Genomic DNA, 24368 nt, shown 5'->3' with positions numbered 1-24368 from the left:
TTTCGATTCGGTTAAGGCCGCGTTGGTGGCAAGGTTGTTGTGATGGACCACAAACCTCCCAGCCCGGTAATCGAGGCGGCCCATCACGCATGCGTGCTGCCGTTTTCCGACGACGCGGATTTCCGCGACGCCGATCGTGGATTCATCGCCGCGTTGTCGCCGTGCGTGGTGCGGGGCGCCGACGGCCGCGTGGTGTTCGACAACGACGCCTACGCCTTCCTGGACGGGCCCGCGCCCACGTCGGTGCATCCCAGCCTGTGGCGGCAGTCCACGCTGGCCGCCAAACACGGCCTCTACGAAGTGGTTCCGGGCATCTATCAGGTTCGCGGCCTTGACATCTCCAACGTCACGTTCGTGGAAACCGACACCGGCACCATCGTCATCGATCCGCTGGTGTCCACCGAGGTGGCCGCGGCGGCGCTGACGCTGTACCGCACGCATCGCGGCGGCGACCGGCCCGTGGTCGCGGTGATCTACACCCACAGCCACGTCGACCATTTCGGCGGCGTCCTGGGCGTCGCCACCCAAGCCGACGTCGATGCCGGCCGGGTGGCGGTGCTGGCGCCGGAGGGTTTCGTCGAACATGCGGTGCAGGAGAACGTCTACGCCGGCCCGGCGATGCTGCGCCGCGCCACCTACATGTACGGGACGCTGCTGCCGCGCGGGCTCTTTGACCATGTGGGCTGTGGGCTCGGGCAGGCCGCCTCCATGGGCGAAGTGGCCCTCATCGTGCCGACCGTCGACATCCGCGAGACGGGGGAGACACACACGATCGACGGCGTCGAGATCGAGTTCCAGATGGCGCCCGGCACCGAGGCGCCCGCCGAAATGCATTTCTACTTCCCGCAATTCCGCGCCCTGTGCATGGCCGAGAACGCCACCCACAACCTGCACAACCTGCTGACCCTGCGCGGCGCGCTGGTGCGCGACCCGCGCGCCTGGTCCGGCTACCTCACCGAGGCCATCGACACCTTCGCCGACCGCGCCGACGTCGTATTCGCCTCCCATCACTGGCCGACGTGGGGGCGGGACGGCATCGTCGAATTCCTGTCGCTGCAGCGCGACCTGTACGCGTATCTGCACGACCAGACACTGCGCCTGCTCAACCAGGGTCACACCGGTGTCGAGATCGCCGAAATGTTCCGGCTGCCACCGGCTCTCGAGCGGGCCTGGCACGCGCGGGGGTACTACGGGTCGGTCAGCCACAACGTCAAGGCGATCTACCAGCGCTACATGGGCTGGTTCGACGGCAACCCGGCCCGGCTGTGGCCCCATCCACCCGAGGCGCTGGGGCCCCGCTATGTCGCTGCGATGGGCGGCATCGACCGGGTCGTCGACCTCGCCCAGCAGGCATTCGACTCCGGTGATTACCGTTGGGCGGCAACCCTTTTGGACCACGCGATGTTCACCGACGGTGAGCACGTCGGCGCCCGCGAGCTCTACGCCGACACGCTCGAGCAGCTGGCCTACGGCGCGGAGAACGCGACCTGGCGCAACTTCTTCCTCAGCGGGGCAACGGAGCTGCGCGACGGCAATTTCGGCACCGCCGGGCAGGTCACCTCGCCCACCATGCTTGCCCAGCTGACCCCGGAGCAGATCTTCGACGGCCTGGCCATCCGGGTCAACGGGCCACGCAGCTGGGGCCTCGACATCACCGTCGACGTCACCCTTGCCGACACGGCGGTCAACCATCGGCTCGCCCTGCGCAACGGCGTGCTGGTGCAACGCAAGGTGCCGGCGGATCCCACGACCGCGACCGTTACGGTGCGGCTGGCCAACAAGATTCGGCTACTGGCGTTGGCGGCGGGGGACTTCGCCTCGCCGGGTCTGGAGCTCACCGGCGATCGGGGTGCGCTGCAGTCGTTGGTGGGAGCGCTCGACGCGCCGGACCCCGATTTCAACATCGTCACGCCGTAGCGCCGCCGCTCACGCGACGTCGATCACCACCTTGCCCAGCACCTTGCGGTCGGCGACGTGCCGCAACGCCGCGGCGGTCCGCGCGAGCGGAAACCGCGCCCCGATGTACGGCCGGACGGTGCCGGCGGCGAACATCTGCGACAACTCCGTCAGGTCGCGCACGGCGTCGTCGGGCCGGTCGGTCATGAAGGTGCGGATCTCCATGCCGCGCACGCAGATGTCCTTGAGCAGAACGAGATTGAGCGGAATGGCCGGGATGGTGCCGGACGCGTAGCCCAGGGTGACGAAGGTGCCGCCGCGGGCCAGGCCGCGCAGGGCCGGCTCCGAGTAGGGCCCGCCGACCGGGTCCAGGACCACGCGGGCGCGGTCGCCGGTGAGATCCCGGATCCGCGTCTTGAGGTCCTCGCGGTCGTAATCCACCGTCGCCTCCGCCCCGCGGCGCCGGCACAGCTCGAGCTTCTCCGGGCTGGACGCGGCGGCCAGCACCCGGGCCTGCATCGCGACCGCCAGATCCACGGCGGCCAGCCCGACCCCGCCCGCGGCGCCGAGCACCACCACCCAATCTCCCGCCGTCACACCGGCGGTCGAGCGCAGCGCGTGATAGGCGGTGCGGTAGGTGACGCCGAAGGCCGCGGCGGAGGCGAAGTCGGCGTCGTCGGGGATGGGCTCGGCCTGATCGGCGTCCAGCAGCGCCTGCTCGGCGAACGCCCCGAACGTGGTTCCGGCCACCCGCTGCCCCGGAAGGAACCGGGCGCCTTCGCCGGCGGCGATGACCTCGCCGGCGATCTCGTTGCCGGGAATGAACGGCGGCGGAATCTTCACCTGATATTTGCCGGCGATGAACAGTACGTCGGGGAAGTTGACCGCGGCCGCGCGGACCCGAACCAGCAGCTGGCCGGGGCCGGGCACCGGGTCGGGCACCTCGTCGAGCACCAGGTCCTCCGGTGTGCCGTAGGAACGGCAGACGACCGCCCGCATCAGCGCACCCCCAGTCCACGCAAACAGAACCGCACCACGTGGGCGATGTCGTCCGGCGCGGGCTGCTGTGCCGAGCCCACGTAGCGGCGCAGGGTCGCCGCCGTGCAGCTGAATACCGCCTCGACGTCGCGGTCGACATCGCTACTGCCCAGCGCCGCAACGGGTTCGACGAGCAGTTCGCGAAGGGGCCGCATCATCTCCTGGTCGGCCGCGCGCCAACTGGTGCCCGCCGACATCTGACCGGCCGCCGCCCGGGTCATGCTGATCAGGTGCGGGTCGGCGACCTGCGCCAGCGTGCCCTCGATCCAGCGGGCGATCTTGCCCCGCGGCGTGGCCTCCTTGGCCATCTGGTGCTCGAGATAAGACACCACGATGGCCACCCCGCGCTCCATCACGGCCAGGATCAGCTCGTCCTTGCCGGCGAAATACCGGTAGAACGCCTTGTTCGACGAACCGGCCTCGGCGACGATGTCGCTGACCCGCGGCGGCTCGGGTGCGACGCGTTCCATGACGCGCACCGCGGCGGCCAGGATGCGCTCCACCTCCTCGGTGGCCTCCCGCTGGCGGTCGTCGAGCGCGCGTTCGACCGCCGCGGTCACCCGGTCAGAAATCAACGAGCTCACCGTATTTGGCGCGGGCTGCCGCGCGCCGCACGTCGAGCATCTCGCTGGGCCAGTCGCCGTCGTCGGCCTCATACCCCTTGAGCAGCATCCGGGCCAGGTTCACCTTGTGCGCCTCGGTGGGCCCGTCGGCCAGGCCCAGGGCGATCCCGCCGAGCAGCACGTTGACCAGCGGCAGTTGGTCGGTGAGCCCCAGCGCGCCGTGCACCTGAATGGCCCGCAGCGCAATCGATTTCAGCACCTGCGACGCCAGGATCTTGCAGGCGGCGATCTCGGCGCGGGCGGCGCGCTCGTCGCCGTTGTCGATCAGCCACGCCGCGTGCAGCACGGTCAGCCGGAAAGGGATCAGCTCGGTGTAGGAGTCCGCGACGAACTCCTGCACCATTTGCTTGTCGGCCAGCAGACTGCCTTGGGTGAAACGGCTTTTCGCCCGCCGCGACATCATCTCGACCGCGCGTTGCGCCATCCCGATGGAGCGCATCGCGTGATGCAGTCGCCCGCCGGCCAGCCGGGTCTGCAGGATCAAGAAGCCCTGCCCGGGCTCGCCGAGCAGGGCGTCGGCGGGCACCCGCACATCGTTGTAGTGCACCAGGGAATGCCCCGGTTCGTGCGAGTCGGCGCCCACCAGGTGGTGGTTGGCCTCCAGCACCAGGCCCTCGGTGCCGGCCGGGATCAAAAACGTCGAGGCGCCGGTGTGCACCGGCACGTCGGGATCGGTGATCGCGACGACGATGAAGAACGAGGCGACGGATGCGTTGGAGGAGAAGTACTTTCGCCCGGTGATCACCCACTCGTCACCGTCGCGGACGGCGCGGGTGGTGAACACCCGCGGGTCGGCCCCGCCCTGCGGTTCGGTCATCGAGAAGCAGGAAAAGATCTCCCCGGACAGCAGCCCCGCCAGGTAGCGGTCCTTTTGCGCCTGGGTGCCGAACCGGGCGATGATCTCGGCGTTGCCGGTGTCGGGCGCCTGGGTACCGAACACGATCGGCGCCCAGGGGCTGCGGCCCAGGATCTCGTTGATCAGCGTCAGCTTGACCGCGCCGAAACCCTGCCCGCCCAGTTCCGGACCCAGATGCGGTGCCCACAACCCGTTGTCGCGCACTTGCTGTTTGAGCGGGTCGACGATCCGGCGCCGCTCGTCGTTCAGCGGCAGGAATTCACAGCCGGGAAAGAGCACCTCGAGCGGTTCCACCTCGTCGCGGACGAACCCGCGGATCCACTCCAGCTTCTCCTCGAACTCCGGCTCGGTAGAAAAGTCCCAGGACATCTCAATCGCTCCTCATCGGGATCAGGGGATTCCACCGTCGGCCCGCAGGATCGAGCCGGTGGTGAAGCTGGACGCATCGGAGGCCAAAAACAGTGCGGCGCCGACGATTTCACGGGGATCCCCGGCGCGCTGCAGCGCGAGGTGGCGGAACGGATTCTCTTGCGCCGCTTCCAGATTCCAGGCCCTGCTCACGTCGGTCAGAAACGGCCCGGCCATCAGGGTGTTGACCCGCACCGCCGGTCCGAACGCCTTGGCCAGCGCTTCGGTCATGGCATTGAGCCCGGCCTTGGACGCGGCGTAGGGGACGATGTCCGGCGTCGGCCGCAGCGACCCGGCGGTGCTCACGTTGATGATGGAGCCGCGGCCGGCCGCCACCATGCGCTCACCGACCAACGCCGACAACCGGAACGGGCCCTTGAGGTTGAGGTTGACCACGGCGTCGAACAGCTTCTCGGTGACGTCGGTCAGCTTGTCGTACAACGGCGACATGCCCGCGTTGTTGATCAGCGTGTCGATTTTGCCGAACCGGTCGTAGCTGGCCTCGACCAGCCCGTCGAGTTGGTCCCAGCGCCCGACGTGCACCTGATACGCCATGGCGCGCCGGCCCGTCTCGTGCTCGATCTGTTGCGCGGTGGCGACGCAGTTGTCCAGGTTGCGGCTGGCGATCACCACGTCCGCGCCGCAGCGGGCCGCGCCGAAGGCCATCTCGCGTCCCAGTCCGCGGCTGCCGCCGGTGATCAGGACCACCCGATCCGTGAGGTCGAAAAGCTGTTCAGCATAACCCATTTCAGTTTCCCAGCTGCCGGGCCAGCTCGGCCGCCGTCGCGATCAGCTGCGGGATCATCGCCCCGAACGCCTCGGTGATCTTGGGGTCGACTCCTTCGTGTCGGGAGCCACCACGCACCCCCGCCGCGTACGTCTTCTCCAGCACGATGCCCAGCTTCCAGTTGGCCAGCACCAGGTAGTAGTCGATGTTCTCGGTGGACAGCCCGCTGACGGATTCGTAGTGCTCCAACAGCTCGCTGCGCGAAGGCATCCCGCGCATGTCGAGATAGAACCCGTCCTCCCGCGGGTTTTCACCGTCGTAGCCCAGCAGGCACCACGCCAAATCGAGCAGCGGATCCCCGACGGTCGTCATCTCCCAGTCCACGATGGCGGCCAGGCGCGCCGGCTCGCCGTGCGCGAACATCACATTGGCGAACTGGTAGTCGCCGTGCATGATGCCGGGCCGGTAGTGCGCCGGACGGTTGCGGCGCAACCAGTCGGAGGCCTCGTCCAGCCCGGGCAGCTCGCGGACCCGGTAGGCGTCGAGAAACGCCAGCCAGCGATCGACCTGCCGCTCGTGGAATCCGTCCGGGCGGCCGAAGCCCTCGAGTCCTTGCTTGCGCCAATCCACCCGGCCCAGCTTGGCGGCGCCCTCGACCAGTTGGAACGCCAGCCCGCGCCGCGCCCGCGGGTCGGTGTCGAACGGCGCGGGCCACCCGCCGTCCATCGGGCTCCACCCGTCGATCGCCGCCATGACGTAGAACGGCATCCCGAGCACGGTCCCGGTGTCGTCGGCGGCGATGAGCGCCGCGTGCGGGACGTCGGTCCCGGACAGTGCGCGCACCAAGCGGATCTCGCGCAGCAGCCCGTCGATGCGGGCGGCGTCCGCCCGGGCACCCGGCATGCGCAGCACCATCCGCGCCGGCCCGCGCTCGATCAGGTAGAGGGTGTTCTGGGAGCCGCCCTGCAACGGGGTCAGCCGGGTCTCTTCGCCGCTGCCCGGTGCGTCGTTCGCGTCCAGCCAGCGGGCCAGAACGCCCGCATCCAGCCCCGATTCGACCCCACCGCGTTGTCCGGCCATCGCTGCACACCCCAATCTCCTCACGGAGAATAGCATTCTCCCGCCGTCGGGGGGCTCAATCCCGCTTGTGCGCGCTCACCAGAAATCCGGGCGCCATGAAGTGGCCCTCGCCGTCGCGTTCCAGATGGGCCAGCGGGCTGTCCGGCGCCCCGGCCGAGTCGTCGTTGCCGTACACCCGCGCCGCGCGCAGGTCGTCGATGTGCCAGAGCACCGAAACCGCTTCGCGCAGCTCGGTTTCGGTGAAACCCTGCGGGCCCGGCCGGTCCGGGTGCGCCGGCGCCAACGCCCCGGCGGCGAAGGCCAGGATGTACAGCGCGGCCCCCGGAGCGGCCGCGCGGAAGATCGACCGCAGATAGTCCTGACGACGCTGCGGCGGCAGCGCGTGGAACAGCCCGCTGTCCACGATGGTGGCGAAGCGGCCCTCGGAGCCGGGCGGATAGTCGGCGAAGTCGGTCACGTCGGCGCGCGCGAACGTCGCGGTGGTCAGGCCCTGTGCGGCCGCCGCGGCGGTCGCCTCGGCGATCGCGGTGGCGCTGGCGTCCAGGCCGACGACGGTGTGGCCGAGCGCGGCCAGCCGCAGCGAGAGGGCGGCGTGGCCGCAGCCGGAGTCCAGCACGTCGCTGCGGAACTTGCCCTCGTCGATGAGCCGCTCCAGCTCCGGCTGGGGCCGCCCGATGCTCCACGGGGGTGGGGCCGCCTGGCGGTAGGCGGCGTCCCAATCCGTGTCCGGCTGCGTCATGGGTGCTCCTCGGAATCGGCGTCAGCGGACGCGATGAGAAACTGGCGCTGCCCACCATCGAACGACGGGAAGAAATATGCAAGTGCTTCTGGTCCGGCACGCGCTGCCGCTGCGCAGCGAACACGGCCAAGGCTCCGACCCGGACCTGTCCGCGGACGGGTTGGCCCAAATCGAGCGGCTGCCCAAGGCGCTTGAGCGCTTTCCCATTTCGCGGGTGGTGAGCAGTCCGCAGCGCCGCGCCGTGCAGACGGCGGCACCGGTGGCGGCCGACCGCGGGCTAAGCGTCGAGATCGACGACCGGTTCGCCGAATACGACCGCGACCTGCCGGTGTACATCCCCGTCGAACAGATCCGCGACGAAATGCCGGAGGAGTGGGCGCGTTTGGCGCAGGGGCACCTGCCCAGCGCGGTCGACGAGGACGCGTTCCGCGCCCGGGTGCGCGCCGCGGTCGACGACCTCGTCGCGGCGGCCGAACCCGAGGACACCGTCGCGGTCTTCAGCCACGGCGGGGTGATCAACGTGCTGCTGCACGAGATCCTCGGCACGGCCCGGCTGTTGTCCTTCCCCGTCGACTACGCGTCGGTGACCCGGCTGCTGTTCTCCCGGTCCGGCCAGGCGACCGTGGCCGCGGTCAACACCACCGAACACGTCTGGGACCTGCTGCCCCGAATCCAAAGGTGGTGAACGGGGCGCGGGCCGGCGATGGTAGACAAGTTCGGTGACCTCAGCTGACCAACTCGAAGGGCTCGACCTGGCGGCGCTGGATTCCTACCTGCGTTCGCTCGGCATCGGCCGCGACGGCGAGTTGCGCGCGGAGTTCATCTCCGGCGGCCGTTCCAACCTGACGTTCCGGGTGTACGACGACGCCACCAGCTGGTTGGTGCGGCGCCCGCCGCTGCACGGGTTGACGCCGTCGGCGCACGACATGGCCCGCGAATACCGGGTGGTGGCCGCGCTGCAGGACACACCGGTTCCGGTGGCCCGCACGATCGGGTTGTGCGAGGACGAGTCGGTGCTGGGCGCGCCGTTCCAGATCGTCGAATTCGTTGCCGGCCAGGTGGTGCGCCGCCGCGCCCAGCTCGAGTCGTTCAGCCACACCGTGATCGAAGGCTGCGTCGACTCGCTGATCCGGGTGCTGGTCGATCTGCACAGCGTCGATCCGGACGCCGTGGGCCTGGCCGATTTCGGCAAGCCCAGCGGTTATCTCGAGCGTCAGGTGCGCCGCTGGGGGTCGCAATGGGCGCTGGTGCGGCTGCCCGAGGACCGGCGCGACGCCGACGTGGAGCGCCTGCATTCCGGTCTGGGCCAGGCCATTCCGCAGCAGAGCCGCACCTCGATCGTGCACGGCGACTACCGGATCGACAACACGATCCTGGACGCCGACGACCCGACCAAGGTGCGCGCCGTCGTCGACTGGGAGCTGTCCACGCTGGGGGATCCGCTCTCGGATGCCGCCCTGATGTGTGTGTACCGCGATCCCGCGCTGGACCTGATCGTCAACGCGCAGGCCGCGTGGACGTCGCCGTTGTTGCCGACGGCCGACGAACTGGCCGACCGCTATTCGCTGGTGGCCGGGATACCGCTGGCGCATTGGGAGTTCTACATGGCGTTGGCGTATTTCAAACTCGCCATCATCGCCGCGGGCATCGACTTCCGTCGCCGGATGTCGGATCAGGCCCGCGGCCTGGGCGAGGCCGCCGAGCACACGCCCGAGGTGGTGGCGCCGCTGATCTCGCGCGGCCTGGCCGAATTGGCCAAGCTGCCCGGCTAGCGCCCGCCGGCCGCGTGCTGCTTTTTCGCCACGCGGCGCAGCTGCAGGATCCGCGCAGTGCCGACCGCCACCGTGATCAGCCCGCCGACCACCGCGGCCAGCAGGATCGCCACCCCCAGCGGCAGGCTCCAGTGCAGGCCCAGGAACCGGAAGGCCGTCGGCGCCGTGTTCTGGGTGATGAAGATCAGCAACAGAATCAGGATCACGAAGCCGGCGATCAGCGACGACCACAGTGCGCCGGCGCGGGTGAACCCGATCGCCGGTTCCTTGGCCGGTGCGGGGGTCTTGCCCGCAGGGGTCGGTTTCGGGGGCTGCTGGCCGGGCGAGTCAGGGGTGTGGCTGCTCATGCTGCCATCTTTGCCCCATCCAGCGCAGAATGAAACCGATTCCCGTAACAGGTCCGCGCGGGCCGGCGGGTGGGGGTCGGGAAGTTAAGGTCGGCGGTATGACGATGCGGCTGCGCGTGCCTGCCGTGGTCAGGCCGGTGGCGGTGTTGCTGACGACGATGTTCGTCGTTGCGGCGTGCAGCAATTCCGACCCGCTGGGAGCGCAGGTGCGCAGCCCCGACTCGATCGTGGTGGGCTCCGGGGACTTCCCGGAATCGCAGATTATTGCCGAGATCTACGCACAAGCCTTGCAGGCCAACGGTTTCGACGTCGGAAAGCGGATGGGGATCGGCAGCCGGGAGACGTATATCCCTGCGATAAAAGACCATTCCATCGATCTGGTGCCCGAATACATCGGCAACCTCTTGCTGTATTTCGAGCCCGCGTCGAGCGCGACCACCCTGGATGCGGTCGAGCAGGAGCTGCACCGGCGCCTGCCCGCCGACCTGTCGATCCTGACGCCGGCCCCGGCCACCGACACCGACACCGTCAGCGTGACCAGCCAAGCGGCGAACTCCTGGAACCTGAGGACGATCGGCGATCTGGCCCCGCACTCGGCCGACGTGCGATTCGGGGCGCCCTCGGCGTTCGCCACCCGGCCGGCCGGCCTGCCGGGGCTGCGGCAGAAATACGGGCTGGACATCAAACCGGGCAACTTCGTCGCGATCGACGACGGCGGCGGCGCGGTCACCGTGCGCGCGCTGCTGGAGGGACGGGTGAACGCCGCCAACATCTTCACCACATCGCCGGCCATACCGCAGCACCACCTGGTGGCACTCGACGACCCCGAGCACAATTTCATAGCCGGAAACGTTGTGCCGCTGGTCAATTCGCAGAAGCGCTCGGAGCGGCTCAAGCTGGTGCTGGACGCGGTATCGGCCAAGCTGACCACCCCCGGCGTGGCCGGGCTCAACGCCGCGGTGTCGGGGAACTCCGGCGTCGACCCCGACCAGGCTGCCCGAAACTGGTTGCGGGACAACGGATTAAACCACCCGATCGGACCTTGACGTGATCGTCTTCGACAACGTCAGCAAGGTGTTCGCGGACGGGACCGCCGCCGTGGACCGGCTCAGCCTGACCGTGCCCACCGGCAAGCTGACCGTCTTCGTCGGATCCTCCGGCAGCGGCAAGACCACCGCGCTGCGCATGATCAACCGGATGATCGAGCCGACGTCCGGCACCATCAGCATCGACGGTGTCGACGTGTCCACCCTCGACCCGGTCAAACTGCGCCTGGGCATCGGCTACGTCATCCAGCATGCCGGGCTGATGCCGCACCAGCGGGTGATCGACAACGTGGCAACGGTTCCCGTGCTGCGCGGCCAGCGCCGGCGGGCCGCCCGCACGGCGGCCTACCAAGTGCTCGAGCGCGTCGGGCTGGACGTCAAGCTGGCCCGGCGCTATCCCGCCCAGCTCTCCGGCGGGGAACAACAACGGGTCGGCGTGGCTCGCGCGCTGGCCGCCGACCCGCCGATCCTGCTGATGGACGAGCCGTTCTCCGCCGTCGATCCGGTGGTGCGTCACGACCTGCAAAACGAAATACTGCGGCTGCAAAGCGAATTGCACAAAACCATCGTGTTCGTCACGCACGACATCGACGAGGCGCTGCGGCTCGGCGAACGGGTCGCGGTGTTCAAGGGCGGCATGTTGCAGCAGTGTGACGAGCCCGCCCGGCTGCTGTCCCGCCCGGCAAACGACTTCGTGTCGAGGTTCATCGGCCTGGGCCGTGGCTACCGATGGCTGCAACTCATCGACGCCGCCGGACTGCCGGTGCACGACGTCCGCCGCCTGTTCGCCGAAAACCTGTCGGGTGCAGATGTTTTCGACGGTTGGGCCGTCGTGGTCGACGAGGCCGGGGCGCCGCTGGGCTGGATCGACGCCGAGGGCCTGCGCCGACACCGCGACGGCCTGGCGCTGTCCGACAGCATGACCGGCGTCGGATCGCTGTTTCGGCCGCGGGGCAACCTGAGCCAGGCGCTGGACGCCGCGCTGTCGTCGCCGTCGGGAATCGGTGTCGCCGTCGACGACGACGGCAGGGTGATCGGCGGTGTGCTGGCCGCCGACGTGCTGGCCGCGGTGGAATCGCAGCGAAAGAGCCGCTGATGCACTATCTGCTCACCCATCTCGACGACGCGGCCCGGCTCACCGTCGTGCATCTGCGGCTGTCGCTGGTGCCGGTGCTGATTGGGTTGGCGATCGCGCTGCCGCTGGGAATGCTGGTGCAGCGCAGGCGGTTTGCCCGGCGCCTGACGACGGCGGTCGCCAGCGTGGTGTTCACCATCCCGTCGCTGGCGCTGTTCGTGGTGTTGCCGATGATCATCGGAACCCGAATCCTCGACGAGGCCAACGTGATGGTCGCCCTGACCGCCTACACCGCCGCGCTGCTGGTGCGGGCGGTGCTCGAGGCGCTGGACGCGGTCCCCGCCCAGATATCCGACGCCGCCACCGCGGTCGGCTACCCGCGGCTCACCCGGATGATGAAAGTCGAACTGCCGCTTGCGGTTCCGGTCCTGATCGCCGGGCTTCGGGTGGTGGTGGTGACCAACATCGCCATGGTCTCGGTCGGCTCGGTGATCGGGATCGGCGGACTGGGCAGCTGGTTCACCCAGGGCTACCAGACCGGCAAGAGCGATCAGATCCTGGCCGGCATCATCGCGCTGTTCGCGCTGGCGGTCGCCGTCGACGGGCTCATCGTGCTGGGCGGCCGGCTGGTCACCCCGTGGGCGCACGCGGTGCGCGGCGGCGCCCGCCGCTCGGTCGTCGCGCCGGTGGTGGGGGGTGCCCGGTGAACTTCGTGCAGCGGGCCATCGCGTATCTGCTGAGCGCCGACAATTGGACCGGCCCGGTCGGGCTGGCGGCCCGCATCCTCGAGCATCTCGAGTACACCGGCATCGCGGTGGGCGCCTCGGCGCTGATCGCCGTGCCCGTCGGCCTGCTCATCGGGCACACCGGCCGCGGCACCCTGCTGGTGGTGGGCGCCGTCAACGGGCTGCGCGCGCTGCCCACCCTGGGCGTGCTGCTGTTCGGCACGCTGCTGTTCGGGCTGGGCCTGGGACCCTCGCTGGTGGCGCTGATGCTGCTGGGCGTGCCCGCGCTGCTGGCCGGAACCTATGCCGGCATCGCCAACGTCGAACCCACCGTGGTCGATGCCGCCCGGGCGATGGGCATGACCGAGTCGCAGGTGCTGCTGCGCGTCGAGGTGCCCAATGCGCTGCCGTTGATCCTGGGCGGGCTGCGCAGCGCGACGCTGCAGGTGGTCGCGACCGCCACGGTGGCCGCCTATGCCAGCCTCGGCGGGCTGGGCCGGTACCTGATCGACGGGATCAAGGAGCGCGAGTTCCACCTGGCCCTGGTCGGGGCGCTGACGGTGGCCGCGTTGGCGCTGGTGCTCGACGGTCTGCTGGCCGTGGCGGTGTGGGCGTCGGTGCCGGGTACCGGCCGGCTGCGGCGCACATACCGGCCACTTCCGCACCGGTTGGCGGGGACGTCTTACGGTAGATGAGTGAACGCAGCCCCTTCTGACCCGTCTCGCCGAGTGTGGCAGGCGATGCTCACCTGGCGCGCACAGGACGTCTCCCGGATGGAATCGGTACGACTCCAGGTGTCCGGCAACAGAATCAAGGCCAACGGCCGCATCGTCGCCGCCGCCACCGACGCCAATCCGGCGTTCGGCGCCTACTACGACCTGCAGACCGACGAAACCGGCGCCACCAAGCGGCTCGGCATGACCGTCACCCTGGCCGAGCGTGAGCGTGTCTTCTCCTTCGCCCGTGACGAGGAGAACATGTGGCTGGTCACCGACCCCCAGGGCGAGCACCGCGCGGCCTACAACGGCGCCCTCGACGTCGACGTCGAGTTCAGCCCGTTCTTCAACGCGCTGCCGATCCGGCGGCTCGGCCTGCAGGAGCGGGCGGCCTCGGTCACCCTGCCCGTGGTCTACGTCAACGTGCCGGAGATGTCCATCACCGCCGACACCGTGAGCTACAGCAGCACCGGCAGCCGCGACGAGATCAAGGTGCACTCGCCGATCTCCGACACCACGGTCAGCGTCGACGAGCAGGGATTCATCGTGGACTATCCAGGGTTGGCAGAGCGGATCTGATCACCCCGCCCGCCCGGCCGGCGGCGGCCAGTTCCTGACGCCAGTTCTCCGCGCCGATCACGACGTGGAAGATGTCGGTGCGCGGGAAGCTGTCGTAGCGGGTGCGAGCGGCGTGCCCGGCCTCGATGAGGTCGGCGACCGACTTGTGGTGGGCCAGCGAATCGCGGGCGCGGCGGAGCAACTCGATGACATGATCGGCCGTCGGGACCAGTTGGTCGGAGTTGCCCTCGCACATCGCCCGCACCAGGTCGGGGGCGGTGGCCGCCACCCGGGTGCCGTCCCGGAACGATCCCGCGGCCAACGCGAAGGCCAACGGAACGTCCCCGGCGACCACGGCCAGCGCCTCGGCGAGCAGGTGGGGCAGATGCGAGATGGCGGCCGCGGCGGCGTCGTGTTCATCGGATCGGGCCGGCACCACGACCGCGCCGCAGTCCAGCGCCAGCGTCATCACCATCGCCCACACCACCGGGTCGACATGGTCGTCGACGCTGACCACCCAGGGCGCCCCGGTGAACAGGCCCGCGTGGCCGGCGGTCCACCCCGAGTGCGCGGTGCCCGCCATCGGGTGGCCCCCGACGAAGCGGTCCCGCAGGCCGGCGGCGACGACCTCGTCGAGCACCGCCTTCTTGACGCTGGTGACGTCGGTCAACGGGCATTGCGGGGCCGTCTCCTTGACGTGGGCAAGCATGCTCGGCAGCGCCGGCATGGGCACCGCCAGCACGATCAACGCGTCGGAGTCGGCGGCCCGAGACAGGGTGGCGGTCAGGTCCGTGTCGGCGTCGAAGCCGTCGGCGGTGGCGGCCTGCGCCCCTTCGATCGAGCGGTTGTAGCCGAACACCTCGCGGCCGGCCGCGGTGGCGGCGCGCATGATCGAGCCGCCGACCAGTCCCAGCCCGAGCACGCACACCGGTGTCTTCGAACGAGGGTGGGAGCGAGGGTGTGCCACATTCCCAGGTTGGCACATCCGGCGCGCGGCGCCGCGTGCAGATGTCGGGGCGCTCGTGCTCCATCTGGTCAGGGGGCCTGGTCAGGGACTACCGTAAGCGGCCATGGGAGCACAACGGGCCTCTGCCCAGGGCCTGTCCGCGGACACGCCGGACGGTTTCGGTGTCGCGGTGGTGCGTGAAGAGGGGCAGTGGCGCTGCGCCCCGATGGCCCCCAAGTCGCTGACGAGCCTGTCGGCCGCCGAGACCGAACTGCGCGAACTGCGCAGCTCCGGCGCGGTGTTCGGGCTGCTCGACGTGGACGACGAATTCTTCGTCATCGTGCGGCCCGCGCCGTCGGGCACGCGGTTGCTGCTCTCGGACGCCACCGCCGCGCTGGACTACGACATCGCCGCCGAGGTGCTCGACAAGCTGGACGCCGACATCGACCCGGAGGACCTCGAGGATTCAGATCCCTTCGAGGAGGGCGACTTAGGCCTGCTCTCCGACATCGGCCTGCCCGAGGCGGTGTTGGGTGTCATCCTCGACGAGACCGATTTGTACGCCGACGAGCAGCTGGGCCGCATTGCCCGCGAGATGGGCTTCGCCGATCAGCTGTCGGCGGTGATCGACCGCCTCGGTCGGTGATTTCTGACGAAGACCTGATCCGTTCCGCGCTGGCGGTTGCCGCGACGGCGGGTCCCCGCGACGTGCCCATCGGCGCGGTGGTGGTCGGCGCCGACGGCACCGAACTGGCCCGGGCGGTCAACGCGCGCGAGGCGCTGGGGGATCCGACCGCGCACGCCGAAATCCTGGCGCTGCGGGCGGCGGCCGCCGCGCTCGGGGACGGGTGGCGGCTGGAAGGCGCCACGCTGGCCGTCACCGTCGAACCGTGCACCATGTGCGCGGGCGCGCTGGTGCTCGCGCGCATCGCCCGGTTGGTGTTCGGTGCCTGGGAGCCCAAGACCGGCGCGGTCGGATCGCTGTGGGATGTGGTGCGCGATCGGCGGCTCAACCACCGCCCGGAAGTGCGCGGCGGGGTGCTGGAGCGAGAGTGCGCCGCGCCGCTGGAGGGCTTCTTCGCCCGCCAGCGATTGGGGTGACCGGCATGACGTTCGGTAAGCTGCTCGACGGTGGCGTGTCCGAGCGGCCTAAGGAGCACGCCTCGAAAGCGTGTGACGGCTAACACCGTCCGAGGGTTCAAATCCCTCCGCCACCGCCAAACTTTTCCGCCGAGCTGCGCATTGCGACATCGTCGGGGTCAGCGGCCCGAAGTCGCGGTTTGAACAGGCCCGATCGGGGCGCCCTGCGGTGGGCGCGCATCGATGTAGGATCCCCGGCCTCCCCGGTTGGCGCGCGCTCACTGCGAGCCACTAATTTTCCTGACGTGACGTTCTCAGCTGCTGGCGCAGCCGCGCGGTGGATTGCCCCCTTGATCACGGTTGCCGCCGTCGCCGGCGCGGACCTTCTCGGCGGCCCGGTGCAGAGCCGTTCCGTCCCGGCGATCCGCCTGGCCGCCGACGGCAATCCGTTGGCCGGGGCGCCGTTCTACGTCAACCCGAACTCGGCGGCCATGCGCGCCGCGCAGAGCGCCGATCCGCCGAGTCCCGAGTTGACCACCATCGCCAACACGCCGCAGGCGTACTGGATCGTCCCGGGCGGCTCGGCGGCGACGGTCGGGAAGTACGTCGGCGACGCGAACGCTGCCGGCGCCATCCCGGTTTTGGCGATTTATGGAATCCCGCACCGCGATTGCGGCAGCTTCGCCGCGGGCGGCATGGCGTCGGCCGACGACTACCGCGGGTGGATCGACGGCATCGCATCCGGCGTGGGCTCCTCGAGGGTGGCGATCGTCGTCGAACCCGATGCGCTCGCGATGGCCGACTGCCTGTCGGGCGATCAGCGCCAGGAACGTTTCGACCTGGTTCGCTACGCCGTTGACACGCTGACCCGCGATCCGAACGCGGCCGTGTACGTCGACGCCGGGCACCTGCGTTGGCACAGTCCCGAGGACATGGCCGCCAGGCTGAATCAGGCCGGCGTCGCACACGCGCGAGGATTCAGCGTCAACACCGCGAACTTTTACACCACCGAGGACGAAATCGGTTACGGCGAAGCCATTTCCGGGCTCACCAATGGTGCGCACTACGTGATCGACACCTCCCGCAACGGGGCCGGACCGGCACCCGACTCCGACCTCAACTGGTGCAACCCCAGCGGTCGCGCCCTGGGCACCCCGCCCACCGCGGCCACCGCCGGTGCGCACGCCGACGCCTACTTGTGGATCAAGCGTCCCGGCGAGTCCGACGGATCATGCGGCAAGGGCGATCCGCCGGCGGGCAACTTCGTGAATCAGTACGCCATCGATCTGGTGCACAACGTCGGCCACTAGGACCGCTCGGCCGATCTCGACCCCTGATGGTCGCGAACGGGTAACATTTCGTTATCTAAAACAGATAAACGAGCATGCGGGCACGAGGCGCCATGACACGGAAAGCCGAGATCGTCGCTGTCTTCGCGATCTGTACTGCCTTCATGACCGCTTCCGGCGCATTCGGCGGCTTCGCCGCCCGCGCGGACGACCCGGGGGTGCTGTACAACGGCATCAACCAGCTTCGCCAGGCGTGCGGACCGATCGCCGAAGACCCACGTTTGACGGAAGCCGCGCAGCAGCACGCCGACGACATGCTGCGCAACGGGGTGAGCGGACACATCGGTTCCGACGGCTCGTCGCCGCAGGCGCGCATCGCTGCCGCGGGCTATCGCAGCAGGTATTCGGGTGAGATCGTCTTCTGGGCAACCGGTTCCGCCGCGACTCCCGGCGAAGCCCTCGACATGTGGATGCAGAGTCCCCCGCACCGGGCGATCATCCTGAATTGCGGATTCACTGCGGGTGGCTTCGCTACCGCCCGGGACGGCAACAAGATGACCGCCGTCGGTGATTTCGCGGCTTCGTAAACCCAAGCGGGGCAGGTGGTTTACCGCGCCACTCCCTTGCCGAGTCGGCGGTTGGATAATGTACTTGAAAGATCCACGTGGAGGGAAGCAGCTGGTGACTGCTCGGCGCGGTTTCGGTCGTGCACCGGCGGGACTCTGCGTTGCCGCAGCCCTTGTTCTCAGCGGTGGCGCGTGCACAACGCATAAGCAGCAGCCTGCGGCGCCTCCAGCAACCCTTAGGGCTGCGCCCGATCAACTCGGGCCGTGCGCGCCGGATCGGTTGGCGCGCTGCGTACCCGGGCTGGCTGACGTCGACGAGAACCTCTTCGGCGGCGTCGCTGCGTACCAGCCGGATCCAGGCTTCGCCTCGGTGCCGCCCTCGGCCACTCGGGAGGCTGCACCCGAGGAGTGCCAACACCTGCCAAGGTTTGGCGCCCAGGCCGGTCCCGAACTCGATGCGGAGTATCAGCCCGCGAGGGACACCAACGGGAGGCCTTTAAGCAACCGGTTCCCGGCCAATGGTGGCGATTACGTTCGACTTCGGTTCACGGTCGCCGACGACGGCGATGATATCGGGACTGCGATGGCGGCGTGGGCCCGTCGATGTCCGATGTGGGCCGTGGCCCAGTCGATGAATGACAGCGGGATCCAGGGCTGGCTCGTCGCCGAGTCCGGCGAGCACCTGAGCCGGTACCAATCGGGCGATGTCGCGTCGCAGTGGCCCTATGTCTCGAACACGGCAGCGGTAGTGCTACCCAACAAGGTGATCGTCCAGGCCTGGTATACAACCAACGACCCGTCCGCCGCATCGCGGAACCAGTTGCTGTCGCAGTTGATCGGGGCGTCTGGGCATCCACGGCCACGCTCTGCTCTGCCGCCCAAACTCGCCGACTGGAGCCAGGCGCAGATCTCGACGCTGCTTCCTGCAATCGCGATGGAGGTTGGCATCGACACCGCTTCCGGCGACAAACGGCCGTCTGCCGACGAGCCGGGCGGACAGTTCTGGGCGCTCTGCACGTCCAACGACCATGCGGCCGTCCCACGCTACGATCCCCTTGCGAGCTGGCAGGACTTTGACCAGTCGAAGTGGGATCAGAAGGGAAAGCCACCGCGCCCGACAGTCGTGATCAGCCGGGCGCACGTTGGTGATGACTTTTTGACCGATCTGCGACGTGAGATCGCGAGCTGCACCGCGCATTTGACCGAGAAATCGACCATGTGCGGGGACCGGGAGAATCGCCAACTCCTGCAAGAAGATTCGGCTGTGGCAGAGGGAGTGGACACAGTGCGGCTCACGCATCGGTGGATGAGGGATGTCGACGTGCGCGGCCATAGCGTGTGCGGCGAAGGTGTCGAGGCGATCAGAGTTGCTCAGGTAAGAGGACTGATCGTGATAAGCAGCGCAAGCAAAGGTGGATGGCTGTTCAAGGGGGAGACGCCGGCGCTGCCGCTGAGTACTCTCGATGAGCTTCTCGCCGAGACCGTGCGAAGGATCAAGGCAGCATAACGGCGATCCGGTTTGGCAAGGTGGCAATCACACGTGCGGAAGCCATCCGGAGCCGTGCGGCGACAACACGAAGCCCCGACCTTGCGGGTCCTTGCAAGCTGTGGTGCCCGAATCATCGACCCCGCAAACCACGCCGTCCACCGTGATGGAGTGGAAAGGCGGGAGTGTTTTCAGTGGCTGTCCATTGGTATCAAGGGGCGTGCCTGTTGGGTGTGGTGCCGAACCGGTACTGATGGAGTTCACCCGCAGTGCGCCGCTGGATGAGGGGGCAGCCGGCGGTAGACCTGGCAGGTTGTTCCCACTGCAGCCGGCGGATGGCGGGTTTCCGAATGCACAAGTCACGCCGTCCGGGGTGACGAAAGCGACCAATCGCAGGGGCGTTGGCCGTCCCGAGTTCGGATACGTGAGCGTGTAGTCGGCGACGCTGACGGGCGTGTAGCCGCTCAGATCGGGAAAACTCGGGGGGTCGGCGTCTGCCGTGCACGGGCTCAAAAGTGAGGCGCCGACTAGACCGGCGACTCCGGCGAGCGTTTTGGACACCATTTCTTTCCTATCGGTGCTGACGAACTAATTCCCTTGCTACGAACCGTGATTCGAGAACCTTCACTGCCGTACCGATCGACTCTCGCGCCGAGACCTCTGTCTCGAATCAAACGTGTTGCAGCCAAGCGGATCCGTGTGGCGACAACACGAAGCCCCGGTCCTGCGGGTCCTTGCAGGCCGTCGTGCGCGAGTTATCAACCCCGCAGACCACGCCATCCACCGTGATCGAATGGAATGGGGGAAGCGTGTTGAGTGAGTGCCCGTAGACCTGGCCGTTCGGGGCAATCGGATCACCAGATTGTGCTAAGCCAGAGCTGGTTCCAATTGCGTTCACTGTGCCGGTCCCAGTAGCTGGCGGTATAGCGGGAAAGTTATTGCCCGTGCACTGCGCCTCTCCCGAGAAAAAATCGCATGTGATGCCATCTGGGGTAAGGAAATACACGGTAGTGAGCGGTGCACGCCCGGTGTTGGGAAGGCCAATCGTGTAGTCCGTAACGTTTGCGGGGGTGTAGCCGCTCAGATCGGGAAAGCCGGCAGGGTCGGCATGTGCCGTACATGGGCTTGAAAGAGCAGCCCCCACAAGTCCGGCGCCGATCGCGGCAAGCGCCTTAGCCGCCACCGCGTTCTCCAATCGGCTCAACTGAACACATTGCTAATCACGTCTTTCGACCTGGTATTGGCGCCGAGTGCTTAGTGGCGGTGCAACACGGCTACCCCGTCCATAGCGGTTAGTCCACCCCAATATCACACGTGCGGGAGCCAACCGGAACCATGCGGCGACAACACGAAACCACGGCCCTGCGGATCCTTGCATGCCGTCGTCCCTGAGTTGTCGACGCCGCAGATGATGCCATCGACAGTGATGGAATGACCCGGTGGAAGCGTTTTGACGGGATGTCCATCGACTACGCGTGACGGTTCGCCCTCATTCGTCTGTTTCAGGCCAGTCGTGGTTCCGATCCAATTAACCCCTGTGATTCCGGCATCGGGATGTGAAGGCGCGGGGGGCACCGAAGGCAGGTTATTTCCACTGCACTGTGCTTGATCGGGCGTGAAGTTGCAGACCACCCCGTCAGGGGTAAGGAAGTACACCGTTGGAAGGGGTGGGCGGCCAGGGTTGGGGACATCAATCGTGTAATCGCGGACGTTCACTGGAGCGTCTGCAGACAGGTCGGGAAATTTGGGGAGGTCTGCGTGGGCCGTGCACGCAATTGAGAAAGCGGCGCTGATGAGTGTTATGACGCCGCTCGTTTCTTTGACCACGATATGCCTCCTATCGGCTTGGGCGGGCCGCCATGCGTCAGTGAAAGGGATTGAGTTGAAACTCTCGGGTGTTGTACGGAGTACCGATCGGCACGCCGTTACCATCCTTGGCTGTATTCCATTGACTGCCAAGTAATTTCAAATCGTCTAGAGTTGATCCTGGCAAGATATACCCACCGTACGGCTGCGGCATGAACTTGGGGGCGCCTGGATCGCCATTCTGTACCACAAGGGTGGTGGGCACGTCCGCGCCGAACATGTCAGTTGGGCTGGTTCCTACCCGCACTTCAACACTTCCCTTATGCGCATCTACGTTAAAGCCTGACAACACCGGCCTACCACCGATTTCGCGGAAGCTGAGCTCACCGTAGCGATCGTTAGTTACCTGTACGGCCTGGTCCCGGGGATTGCCCCAATCCTTGCCAGTCCATGGCTGCCACTTGTCGCGTTCGAAGACGTTCGCAGGGTCCGCACGGTACATGGTGATGCCCCGGCTGCGGTCGAAGGAGTCGGCAGCGATGTAGACCTTGCCGTCCGAGCCCTTATACCCGCTGACCTGGGTGGGGGCGTCCCCAGCGCCCCGAAATGAACCTGGAACCATTGTCCACCCCTTGCCCGGGTCACCATTCACTTCGACCAGCCACGAAGCCACTGGCCTTAGATCGTCCTTAGTGCCCGTCACCATCATGTAGGTTTTGTCTCCCAGCGTGATCGTCCCCGAGGGCAGCGTGTCAGTGACACCTTTCGCGTCGCTCGGGATGGGAAAAAGCTCGTGACCGCTGCCTTCTGGTCCCGTCAATGGCGCCCCAAAATGTGGGTGGCCCTCGGCATCGAAGGTCACCGGCACGGCCACCGACCGATAGTGTTCTCCATCGCCCATCTTATTTCCGGAGAACGAATCCCCGAAGATGGCGAGGTACTTCCCGGGCTGCCCGGGTATCTCGACGACCTCTCCCAAATCCGCGGCCCCGATCCCCGGGATGCCCGGCACCCCACCTGTACCGGCGACTGGTCCCAGATCCCTCACCTCACCCGGTTTCAGCGGACTCTCCATCCAGGTGTCGACCGTGGTTGGAGGGTCGTAGCCTTCGGTGTGCAAAGAGTCCATCGATTTGCGCAACGTTTCCGAATAGCCGTTGCGAATGGAATTCATCTGCTTGAGCGCGTCGCGGACGTCGTCGACGGCGTCGGCGTGCACGGCCTTCTTGAGTGACTCTAATTCGGAGCGTTCCGACGCAGATAGGTCAAGGGTCAAATCATGGTTGATCGCACCGGTGATGTTGTCCAGCCCGCGCAGCTCACGTTCCAACTCGGCGATCTCCTGGGCCCCGGCCTTTTGCGCCTCGGCCAGGGAGGCGGCGATGCCTTCCAGATCGGCCCCGATCTTGGGCAGCTGCAAGGACTGCGCGCCAAGGGATTTGGTCACGCGCTGCACCTCGTCCGAGTCGTTGATCGGGTGGTCGCCATTTTGGTGATTCCAGGCGGAGTCGAAGCGCTTGCGGGCGTCCTCGAATGCGTGGTCGGCTTCGGCGGTGCACCGGCCGGCGGTGTGAAAGGCCTGCGCCAACTGCGAGATTTGAAACGGGCTGCCGGCCTGCAGGCTCTGGTTGATCGCCCACGGATCACCCCCGGCCGACGCGATCAATTCCGCTTCGCTCAGGTTTGTCAGCTGCATGGCGCCGCCAATCGCCGCCAACCACCGACAAGCATCGCCGCCCCCTTCTGAGCAGGTATAACCCTACTACTCGGCGGGCCGGTGCAGGGCATCACCGTGGCGACCCAGGTCGCGACTCTGCTTCCGATTTAGCAACGGCTGCCAGGGCGATGCCCACGCCGCGGCACCGCTGCGCCGGACGTGCGGTCAGGCGCCGCGATCCAGCATGCGTTCGGGCGATATCACCTGGCCCACGCAGCCCTTCAGGCAAATAGCCCGCTGGGCGATGGGCCGAAGAGGCACACCGCCATGCGCGTAGTCCTGCTTCATCAGGACGGCGACCGGGCCACCGCATAGCTCGCAGGTTTCCTCTTCGTCCCAGTACTCAGACGACATGACGTGCTCCTAGATCGGGCTAACGCAGCAAACCCATGCTAGGACCGAGTATCGACGCGACCCGGCATTTAGGGGCCGAACCGTGCGCGGATATGCTCATCTGTACCGGTTGAAGTCCGAGGATTGAACGCGAAATATCGTGTACCACTTGAGAATTAGTCAGGCAACGCGGGCCGCCCTCCCACGGTTCAGGTCGGGCTTCCGGCCAGCTTCCGCACCGTCAGGGCTTCGATGTCCTGGAACGGCCGCCCCTCGGGCCGGATCAGGTCGTGGAACCACACCTTGGGCACCGAGGTGTACGGATGATCCCATGACTCCCAGGGGAAGTAGGTCTGCGTCTTGCCGGCGACCAGGCCCCAGTTGATGGCGCCGACGTTGTGCCGCTTGGCCACCGGCAGGATGCTCTCGACGGTACTGCCCCGCGGCCGGGCCATGTACTCGGTGCACAGGATCGGCCGGCCCAGCGGGGTGAGCTCGTTGATCCTCGACTCGAAGCCCGCGGGCTCGGCATACGAATGGAAGGTGATGACGTCGGCGTTGGCCAGCTGGATGTCGCTGATTGCGCTGCGGCCCTGCGGTTGTCCCCAATCCCCGCGCCACACCCCACTGGTGAGCGGCTGACTGGCATCGACCGCCCGCGCCCACCGAAACACCTGCGGCAGCAGGTTGGCGACGAGCTGCTCCTTGTCGCTCCGTTCGACGTTGCGGTACTGCCGCGCCGGGTTGTCCGGCTCGTTCCACAGGTCCCAGCCCAAAACCCGGTCGTCGTTGCGGAATTGGGTCATCACCGAGGTGACGTAGTCGCGCATGACGGGGATGTAGCGGGGGTCGCCGAGACGCTCGGCGCCCGGACTCTGCACCCACCCGGAGTTGTGCACGCCCGGCCGCGGCGGGCGCTGCCGGCCGGCCCGGGGCTGCGGGTCCCAACACGAGTCGAAGAAGACGAACAGCGGCTTGATGCGATGTCGTGCGGCGATATCGACGAATTGCCCAAGGCGGGTTTGGAACCCGCGCTGATCGGCGGCCCAGAGCTGATCATGAAGGAACACCCGCGCCGTGTTGTGACCGTAGAACTGCGCCCAGCCCAGCTCGGTGTCGATGCGCCGGGGATCGAAGGTGTCGGGCTGGAACATCTCCAGCTGGTTGATGGCGTTGGCCGGAATGTAGTTTGCTCCCACCAGCCAACCCTGCGCCTGATACCAGCGGTTGGCGCGCTCGGGCGACCACCGGCCAGCTTCCTCCGCCGAGGCCCGGGGCGCCCGGGCAACTGCGGCGCCCGCCGCCAGCAGCAGGGGAAGTTTCAGGGCCGTTCGTCGTTCCACGATGTGACGATAAGTTTTCGGGGCGATTTCCCCGGGATTTGCTCAGCGCGTCGCGACAGGTTGAAGATAACGATTGTTACCGGGCCGTCATCGTGACCAATCCGTGACCATCCGCCTCCGGCGCGCCCCCGCCCATCGCGAACGTCGGCAAGGTTACAATCGCCCGGTCGCGCCCTAACCCGTTGGTGGACAACGA

General features: G+C 67.6%; 26 protein-coding genes and 1 tRNA gene. 14 read left to right on the top strand and 13 right to left on the bottom strand.

Translation table 11 applies throughout. From position 1 onward, the window contains the following. Window positions 1–42 precede the first annotated feature (42 nt). On the top strand, window positions 43–1917 hold the full coding sequence (locus H7I87_RS17510; protein ID WP_033726497.1) for an alkyl/aryl-sulfatase: 1875 nt from the start codon (window positions 43–45) through the stop codon (window positions 1915–1917). Window positions 1918–1926: 9 nt separating this feature from the next. Here the strand turns inward: H7I87_RS17510 and H7I87_RS17505 are convergent, their stop codons facing one another. The 6 genes from H7I87_RS17505 to H7I87_RS17480 are packed head-to-tail and all read right to left on the bottom strand — an operon-like array spanning window position 1927 to window position 7367. After that, window positions 1927–2895 carry an NADPH:quinone oxidoreductase family protein gene (locus H7I87_RS17505; RefSeq protein WP_011723473.1) on the bottom strand — a complete coding sequence of 323 codons (969 nt, stop codon included), beginning with the start codon at window positions 2893–2895 and terminating at the stop codon, window positions 1927–1929. Beyond that, entirely contained in the window at window positions 2895–3518 is a 624-nt protein-coding gene (locus H7I87_RS17500; RefSeq protein ID WP_010948797.1) for a TetR/AcrR family transcriptional regulator, read from the bottom strand. The genes H7I87_RS17505 and H7I87_RS17500 overlap by 1 nt, the downstream gene beginning before the upstream one ends. Next, window positions 3499–4782 (bottom strand): acyl-CoA dehydrogenase family protein, encoded by a 1284-nt coding sequence (locus tag H7I87_RS17495; protein ID WP_009974518.1) that lies wholly within the window; start codon window positions 4780–4782, stop codon window positions 3499–3501. The genes H7I87_RS17500 and H7I87_RS17495 overlap by 20 nt, the downstream gene beginning before the upstream one ends. A gap of 21 nt (window positions 4783–4803) precedes the next feature. Beyond that, complete coding sequence (locus tag H7I87_RS17490; RefSeq protein WP_009974520.1) at window positions 4804–5568, bottom strand: SDR family NAD(P)-dependent oxidoreductase; 765 nt, start codon at window positions 5566–5568, stop codon at window positions 4804–4806. Between the two features lies 1 nt (window position 5569). Continuing rightward, window positions 5570–6628, bottom strand: a complete 1059-nt coding sequence (locus tag H7I87_RS17485) for a phosphotransferase family protein (RefSeq protein ID WP_009974521.1) — start codon at window positions 6626–6628, stop codon at window positions 5570–5572. Between the two features lie 55 nt (window positions 6629–6683). Next, a complete protein-coding gene (locus H7I87_RS17480; protein WP_011723477.1) occupies window positions 6684–7367 on the bottom strand; it encodes a methyltransferase domain-containing protein in 684 nt (227 codons plus the stop codon). Window positions 7368–7443: 76 nt separating this feature from the next. Here H7I87_RS17480 and H7I87_RS17475 point away from each other — a divergent pair, with 76 nt between their 5' ends. Together H7I87_RS17475 and H7I87_RS17470 are read left to right on the top strand one after the other, a co-directional pair. After that, entirely contained in the window at window positions 7444–8052 is a 609-nt protein-coding gene (locus H7I87_RS17475; protein WP_011723478.1) for a histidine phosphatase family protein, read from the top strand. 34 nt (window positions 8053–8086) lie between these two features. Next, the gene (locus tag H7I87_RS17470; RefSeq protein WP_011723479.1) at window positions 8087–9139 is read left to right on the top strand and encodes a phosphotransferase family protein; all 1053 of its coding nucleotides are present in this window, start codon (window positions 8087–8089) and stop codon (window positions 9137–9139) included. Here H7I87_RS17470 and H7I87_RS17465 read toward each other — a convergent pair. Beyond that, a complete protein-coding gene (locus H7I87_RS17465; RefSeq protein ID WP_003873747.1) occupies window positions 9136–9486 on the bottom strand; it encodes a LapA family protein in 351 nt (116 codons plus the stop codon). The two genes, H7I87_RS17470 and H7I87_RS17465, sit on opposite strands and share 4 nt — an antisense overlap. Before the next feature lie 98 nt (window positions 9487–9584). Here H7I87_RS17465 and H7I87_RS17460 point away from each other — a divergent pair, with 98 nt between their 5' ends. Genes H7I87_RS17460 through H7I87_RS17440 form a run of 5 tightly spaced genes read left to right on the top strand, consistent with a single transcriptional unit; the run spans window position 9585 to window position 13627 of the window. After that, window positions 9585–10532, top strand: a complete 948-nt coding sequence (locus H7I87_RS17460; protein WP_024636661.1) for an ABC transporter substrate-binding protein — start codon at window positions 9585–9587, stop codon at window positions 10530–10532. A gap of 1 nt (window position 10533) precedes the next feature. Continuing rightward, window positions 10534–11628 (top strand): ABC transporter ATP-binding protein, encoded by a 1095-nt coding sequence (locus tag H7I87_RS17455; RefSeq protein ID WP_009974532.1) that lies wholly within the window; start codon window positions 10534–10536, stop codon window positions 11626–11628. After that, window positions 11628–12314: an ABC transporter permease gene (locus H7I87_RS17450; protein ID WP_011723481.1), complete on the top strand. Its 687-nt coding sequence runs from the start codon at window positions 11628–11630 to the stop codon at window positions 12312–12314. The genes H7I87_RS17455 and H7I87_RS17450 overlap by 1 nt, the downstream gene beginning before the upstream one ends. Then, window positions 12311–13027 carry an ABC transporter permease gene (locus tag H7I87_RS17445; protein WP_003874135.1) on the top strand — a complete coding sequence of 239 codons (717 nt, stop codon included), beginning with the start codon at window positions 12311–12313 and terminating at the stop codon, window positions 13025–13027. Before H7I87_RS17450 ends, H7I87_RS17445 begins: the two co-directional genes overlap by 4 nt. Then, a complete protein-coding gene (locus tag H7I87_RS17440; RefSeq protein WP_003876987.1) occupies window positions 13028–13627 on the top strand; it encodes a putative glycolipid-binding domain-containing protein in 600 nt (199 codons plus the stop codon). On the opposite strand, the gene H7I87_RS17435 is transcribed toward H7I87_RS17440, so the two are convergent. Further along, entirely contained in the window at window positions 13590–14534 is a 945-nt protein-coding gene (locus H7I87_RS17435) for a prephenate dehydrogenase (RefSeq protein ID WP_011723483.1), read from the bottom strand. The genes H7I87_RS17440 and H7I87_RS17435 overlap by 38 nt on opposite strands. A gap of 142 nt (window positions 14535–14676) precedes the next feature. Here H7I87_RS17435 and H7I87_RS17430 point away from each other — a divergent pair, with 142 nt between their 5' ends. From H7I87_RS17430 to H7I87_RS17405, 6 genes are all read left to right on the top strand, one after another. Beyond that, the gene (locus H7I87_RS17430) at window positions 14677–15198 is read left to right on the top strand and encodes a tRNA adenosine deaminase-associated protein (protein WP_003874138.1); all 522 of its coding nucleotides are present in this window, start codon (window positions 14677–14679) and stop codon (window positions 15196–15198) included. Then, window positions 15195–15653: a nucleoside deaminase gene (locus tag H7I87_RS17425; RefSeq protein WP_003874139.1), complete on the top strand. Its 459-nt coding sequence runs from the start codon at window positions 15195–15197 to the stop codon at window positions 15651–15653. Before H7I87_RS17430 ends, H7I87_RS17425 begins: the two co-directional genes overlap by 4 nt. Before the next feature lie 29 nt (window positions 15654–15682). Further along, a tRNA-Ser gene (locus tag H7I87_RS17420) sits at window positions 15683–15772 on the top strand. Between the two features lie 165 nt (window positions 15773–15937). Next, complete coding sequence (locus H7I87_RS17415) at window positions 15938–16942, top strand: glycoside hydrolase family 6 protein (RefSeq protein WP_023868924.1); 1005 nt, start codon at window positions 15938–15940, stop codon at window positions 16940–16942. A 92-nt stretch (window positions 16943–17034) separates the two neighbouring features. Then, window positions 17035–17508 carry a CAP domain-containing protein gene (locus H7I87_RS17410; protein WP_023868925.1) on the top strand — a complete coding sequence of 158 codons (474 nt, stop codon included), beginning with the start codon at window positions 17035–17037 and terminating at the stop codon, window positions 17506–17508. A 259-nt stretch (window positions 17509–17767) separates the two neighbouring features. Continuing rightward, the gene (locus tag H7I87_RS17405; RefSeq protein ID WP_023868926.1) at window positions 17768–18994 is read left to right on the top strand and encodes a hypothetical protein; all 1227 of its coding nucleotides are present in this window, start codon (window positions 17768–17770) and stop codon (window positions 18992–18994) included. A 27-nt stretch (window positions 18995–19021) separates the two neighbouring features. Here the strand turns inward: H7I87_RS17405 and H7I87_RS29005 are convergent, their stop codons facing one another. The 5 genes from H7I87_RS29005 to H7I87_RS17390 form a co-directional block, all read right to left on the bottom strand. Continuing rightward, the gene (locus H7I87_RS29005; protein WP_306454145.1) at window positions 19022–19441 is read right to left on the bottom strand and encodes a hypothetical protein; all 420 of its coding nucleotides are present in this window, start codon (window positions 19439–19441) and stop codon (window positions 19022–19024) included. A gap of 840 nt (window positions 19442–20281) precedes the next feature. Further along, window positions 20282–20767 carry a hypothetical protein gene (locus H7I87_RS28995; RefSeq protein ID WP_075362363.1) on the bottom strand — a complete coding sequence of 162 codons (486 nt, stop codon included), beginning with the start codon at window positions 20765–20767 and terminating at the stop codon, window positions 20282–20284. A 70-nt stretch (window positions 20768–20837) separates the two neighbouring features. Next, window positions 20838–22475: a putative alpha/beta hydrolase gene (locus tag H7I87_RS17400; protein ID WP_023861978.1), complete on the bottom strand. Its 1638-nt coding sequence runs from the start codon at window positions 22473–22475 to the stop codon at window positions 20838–20840. Window positions 22476–22661: 186 nt separating this feature from the next. Continuing rightward, window positions 22662–22850, bottom strand: coding sequence for a hypothetical protein (locus tag H7I87_RS17395; protein ID WP_009974545.1), 189 nt, complete (start codon window positions 22848–22850; stop codon window positions 22662–22664). Between the two features lie 188 nt (window positions 22851–23038). Beyond that, window positions 23039–24172: a glycoside hydrolase 5 family protein gene (locus H7I87_RS17390; protein ID WP_003874145.1), complete on the bottom strand. Its 1134-nt coding sequence runs from the start codon at window positions 24170–24172 to the stop codon at window positions 23039–23041. Window positions 24173–24368 lie beyond the last annotated feature (196 nt).

It is taken from the genome of Mycobacterium timonense (assembly GCF_025821985.1).
Lineage (GTDB): Bacteria > Actinomycetota > Actinomycetes > Mycobacteriales > Mycobacteriaceae > Mycobacterium > Mycobacterium avium.
The sequence above is the reverse complement of the archived record's forward strand: the minus strand, read 5'-3'. Positions and strand labels throughout refer to the sequence as shown.

Bases quoted from the DNA above. Each gene is read 5' to 3' on its own strand.
- H7I87_RS17510 (WP_033726497.1), top strand. From the start codon at position 43: ATGGACCACAAACCTCCCAGCCCGGTAATCGAGGCGGCCCATCACGCA.
- H7I87_RS17505 (WP_011723473.1), bottom strand. From the start codon at position 2,895: ATGCGGGCGGTCGTCTGCCGTTCCTACGGCACACCGGAGGACCTGGTG.
- H7I87_RS17495 (WP_009974518.1), bottom strand. From the start codon at position 4,782: ATGTCCTGGGACTTTTCTACCGAGCCGGAGTTCGAGGAGAAGCTGGAG.
- H7I87_RS17490 (WP_009974520.1), bottom strand. From the start codon at position 5,568: ATGGGTTATGCTGAACAGCTTTTCGACCTCACGGATCGGGTGGTCCTG.
- H7I87_RS17485 (WP_009974521.1), bottom strand. From the start codon at position 6,628: ATGGCCGGACAACGCGGTGGGGTCGAATCGGGGCTGGATGCGGGCGTT.
- H7I87_RS17480 (WP_011723477.1), bottom strand. From the start codon at position 7,367: ATGACGCAGCCGGACACGGATTGGGACGCCGCCTACCGCCAGGCGGCC.
- H7I87_RS17475 (WP_011723478.1), top strand. From the start codon at position 7,444: ATGCAAGTGCTTCTGGTCCGGCACGCGCTGCCGCTGCGCAGCGAACAC.
- H7I87_RS17465 (WP_003873747.1), bottom strand. From the start codon at position 9,486: ATGAGCAGCCACACCCCTGACTCGCCCGGCCAGCAGCCCCCGAAACCG.
- H7I87_RS17460 (WP_024636661.1), top strand. From the start codon at position 9,585: ATGACGATGCGGCTGCGCGTGCCTGCCGTGGTCAGGCCGGTGGCGGTG.
- H7I87_RS17450 (WP_011723481.1), top strand. From the start codon at position 11,628: ATGCACTATCTGCTCACCCATCTCGACGACGCGGCCCGGCTCACCGTC.
- H7I87_RS17430 (WP_003874138.1), top strand. From the start codon at position 14,677: ATGGGAGCACAACGGGCCTCTGCCCAGGGCCTGTCCGCGGACACGCCG.
- H7I87_RS17410 (WP_023868925.1), top strand. From the start codon at position 17,035: ATGACACGGAAAGCCGAGATCGTCGCTGTCTTCGCGATCTGTACTGCC.
- H7I87_RS17400 (WP_023861978.1), bottom strand. From the start codon at position 22,475: ATGCAGCTGACAAACCTGAGCGAAGCGGAATTGATCGCGTCGGCCGGG.
- H7I87_RS17395 (WP_009974545.1), bottom strand. From the start codon at position 22,850: ATGTCGTCTGAGTACTGGGACGAAGAGGAAACCTGCGAGCTATGCGGT.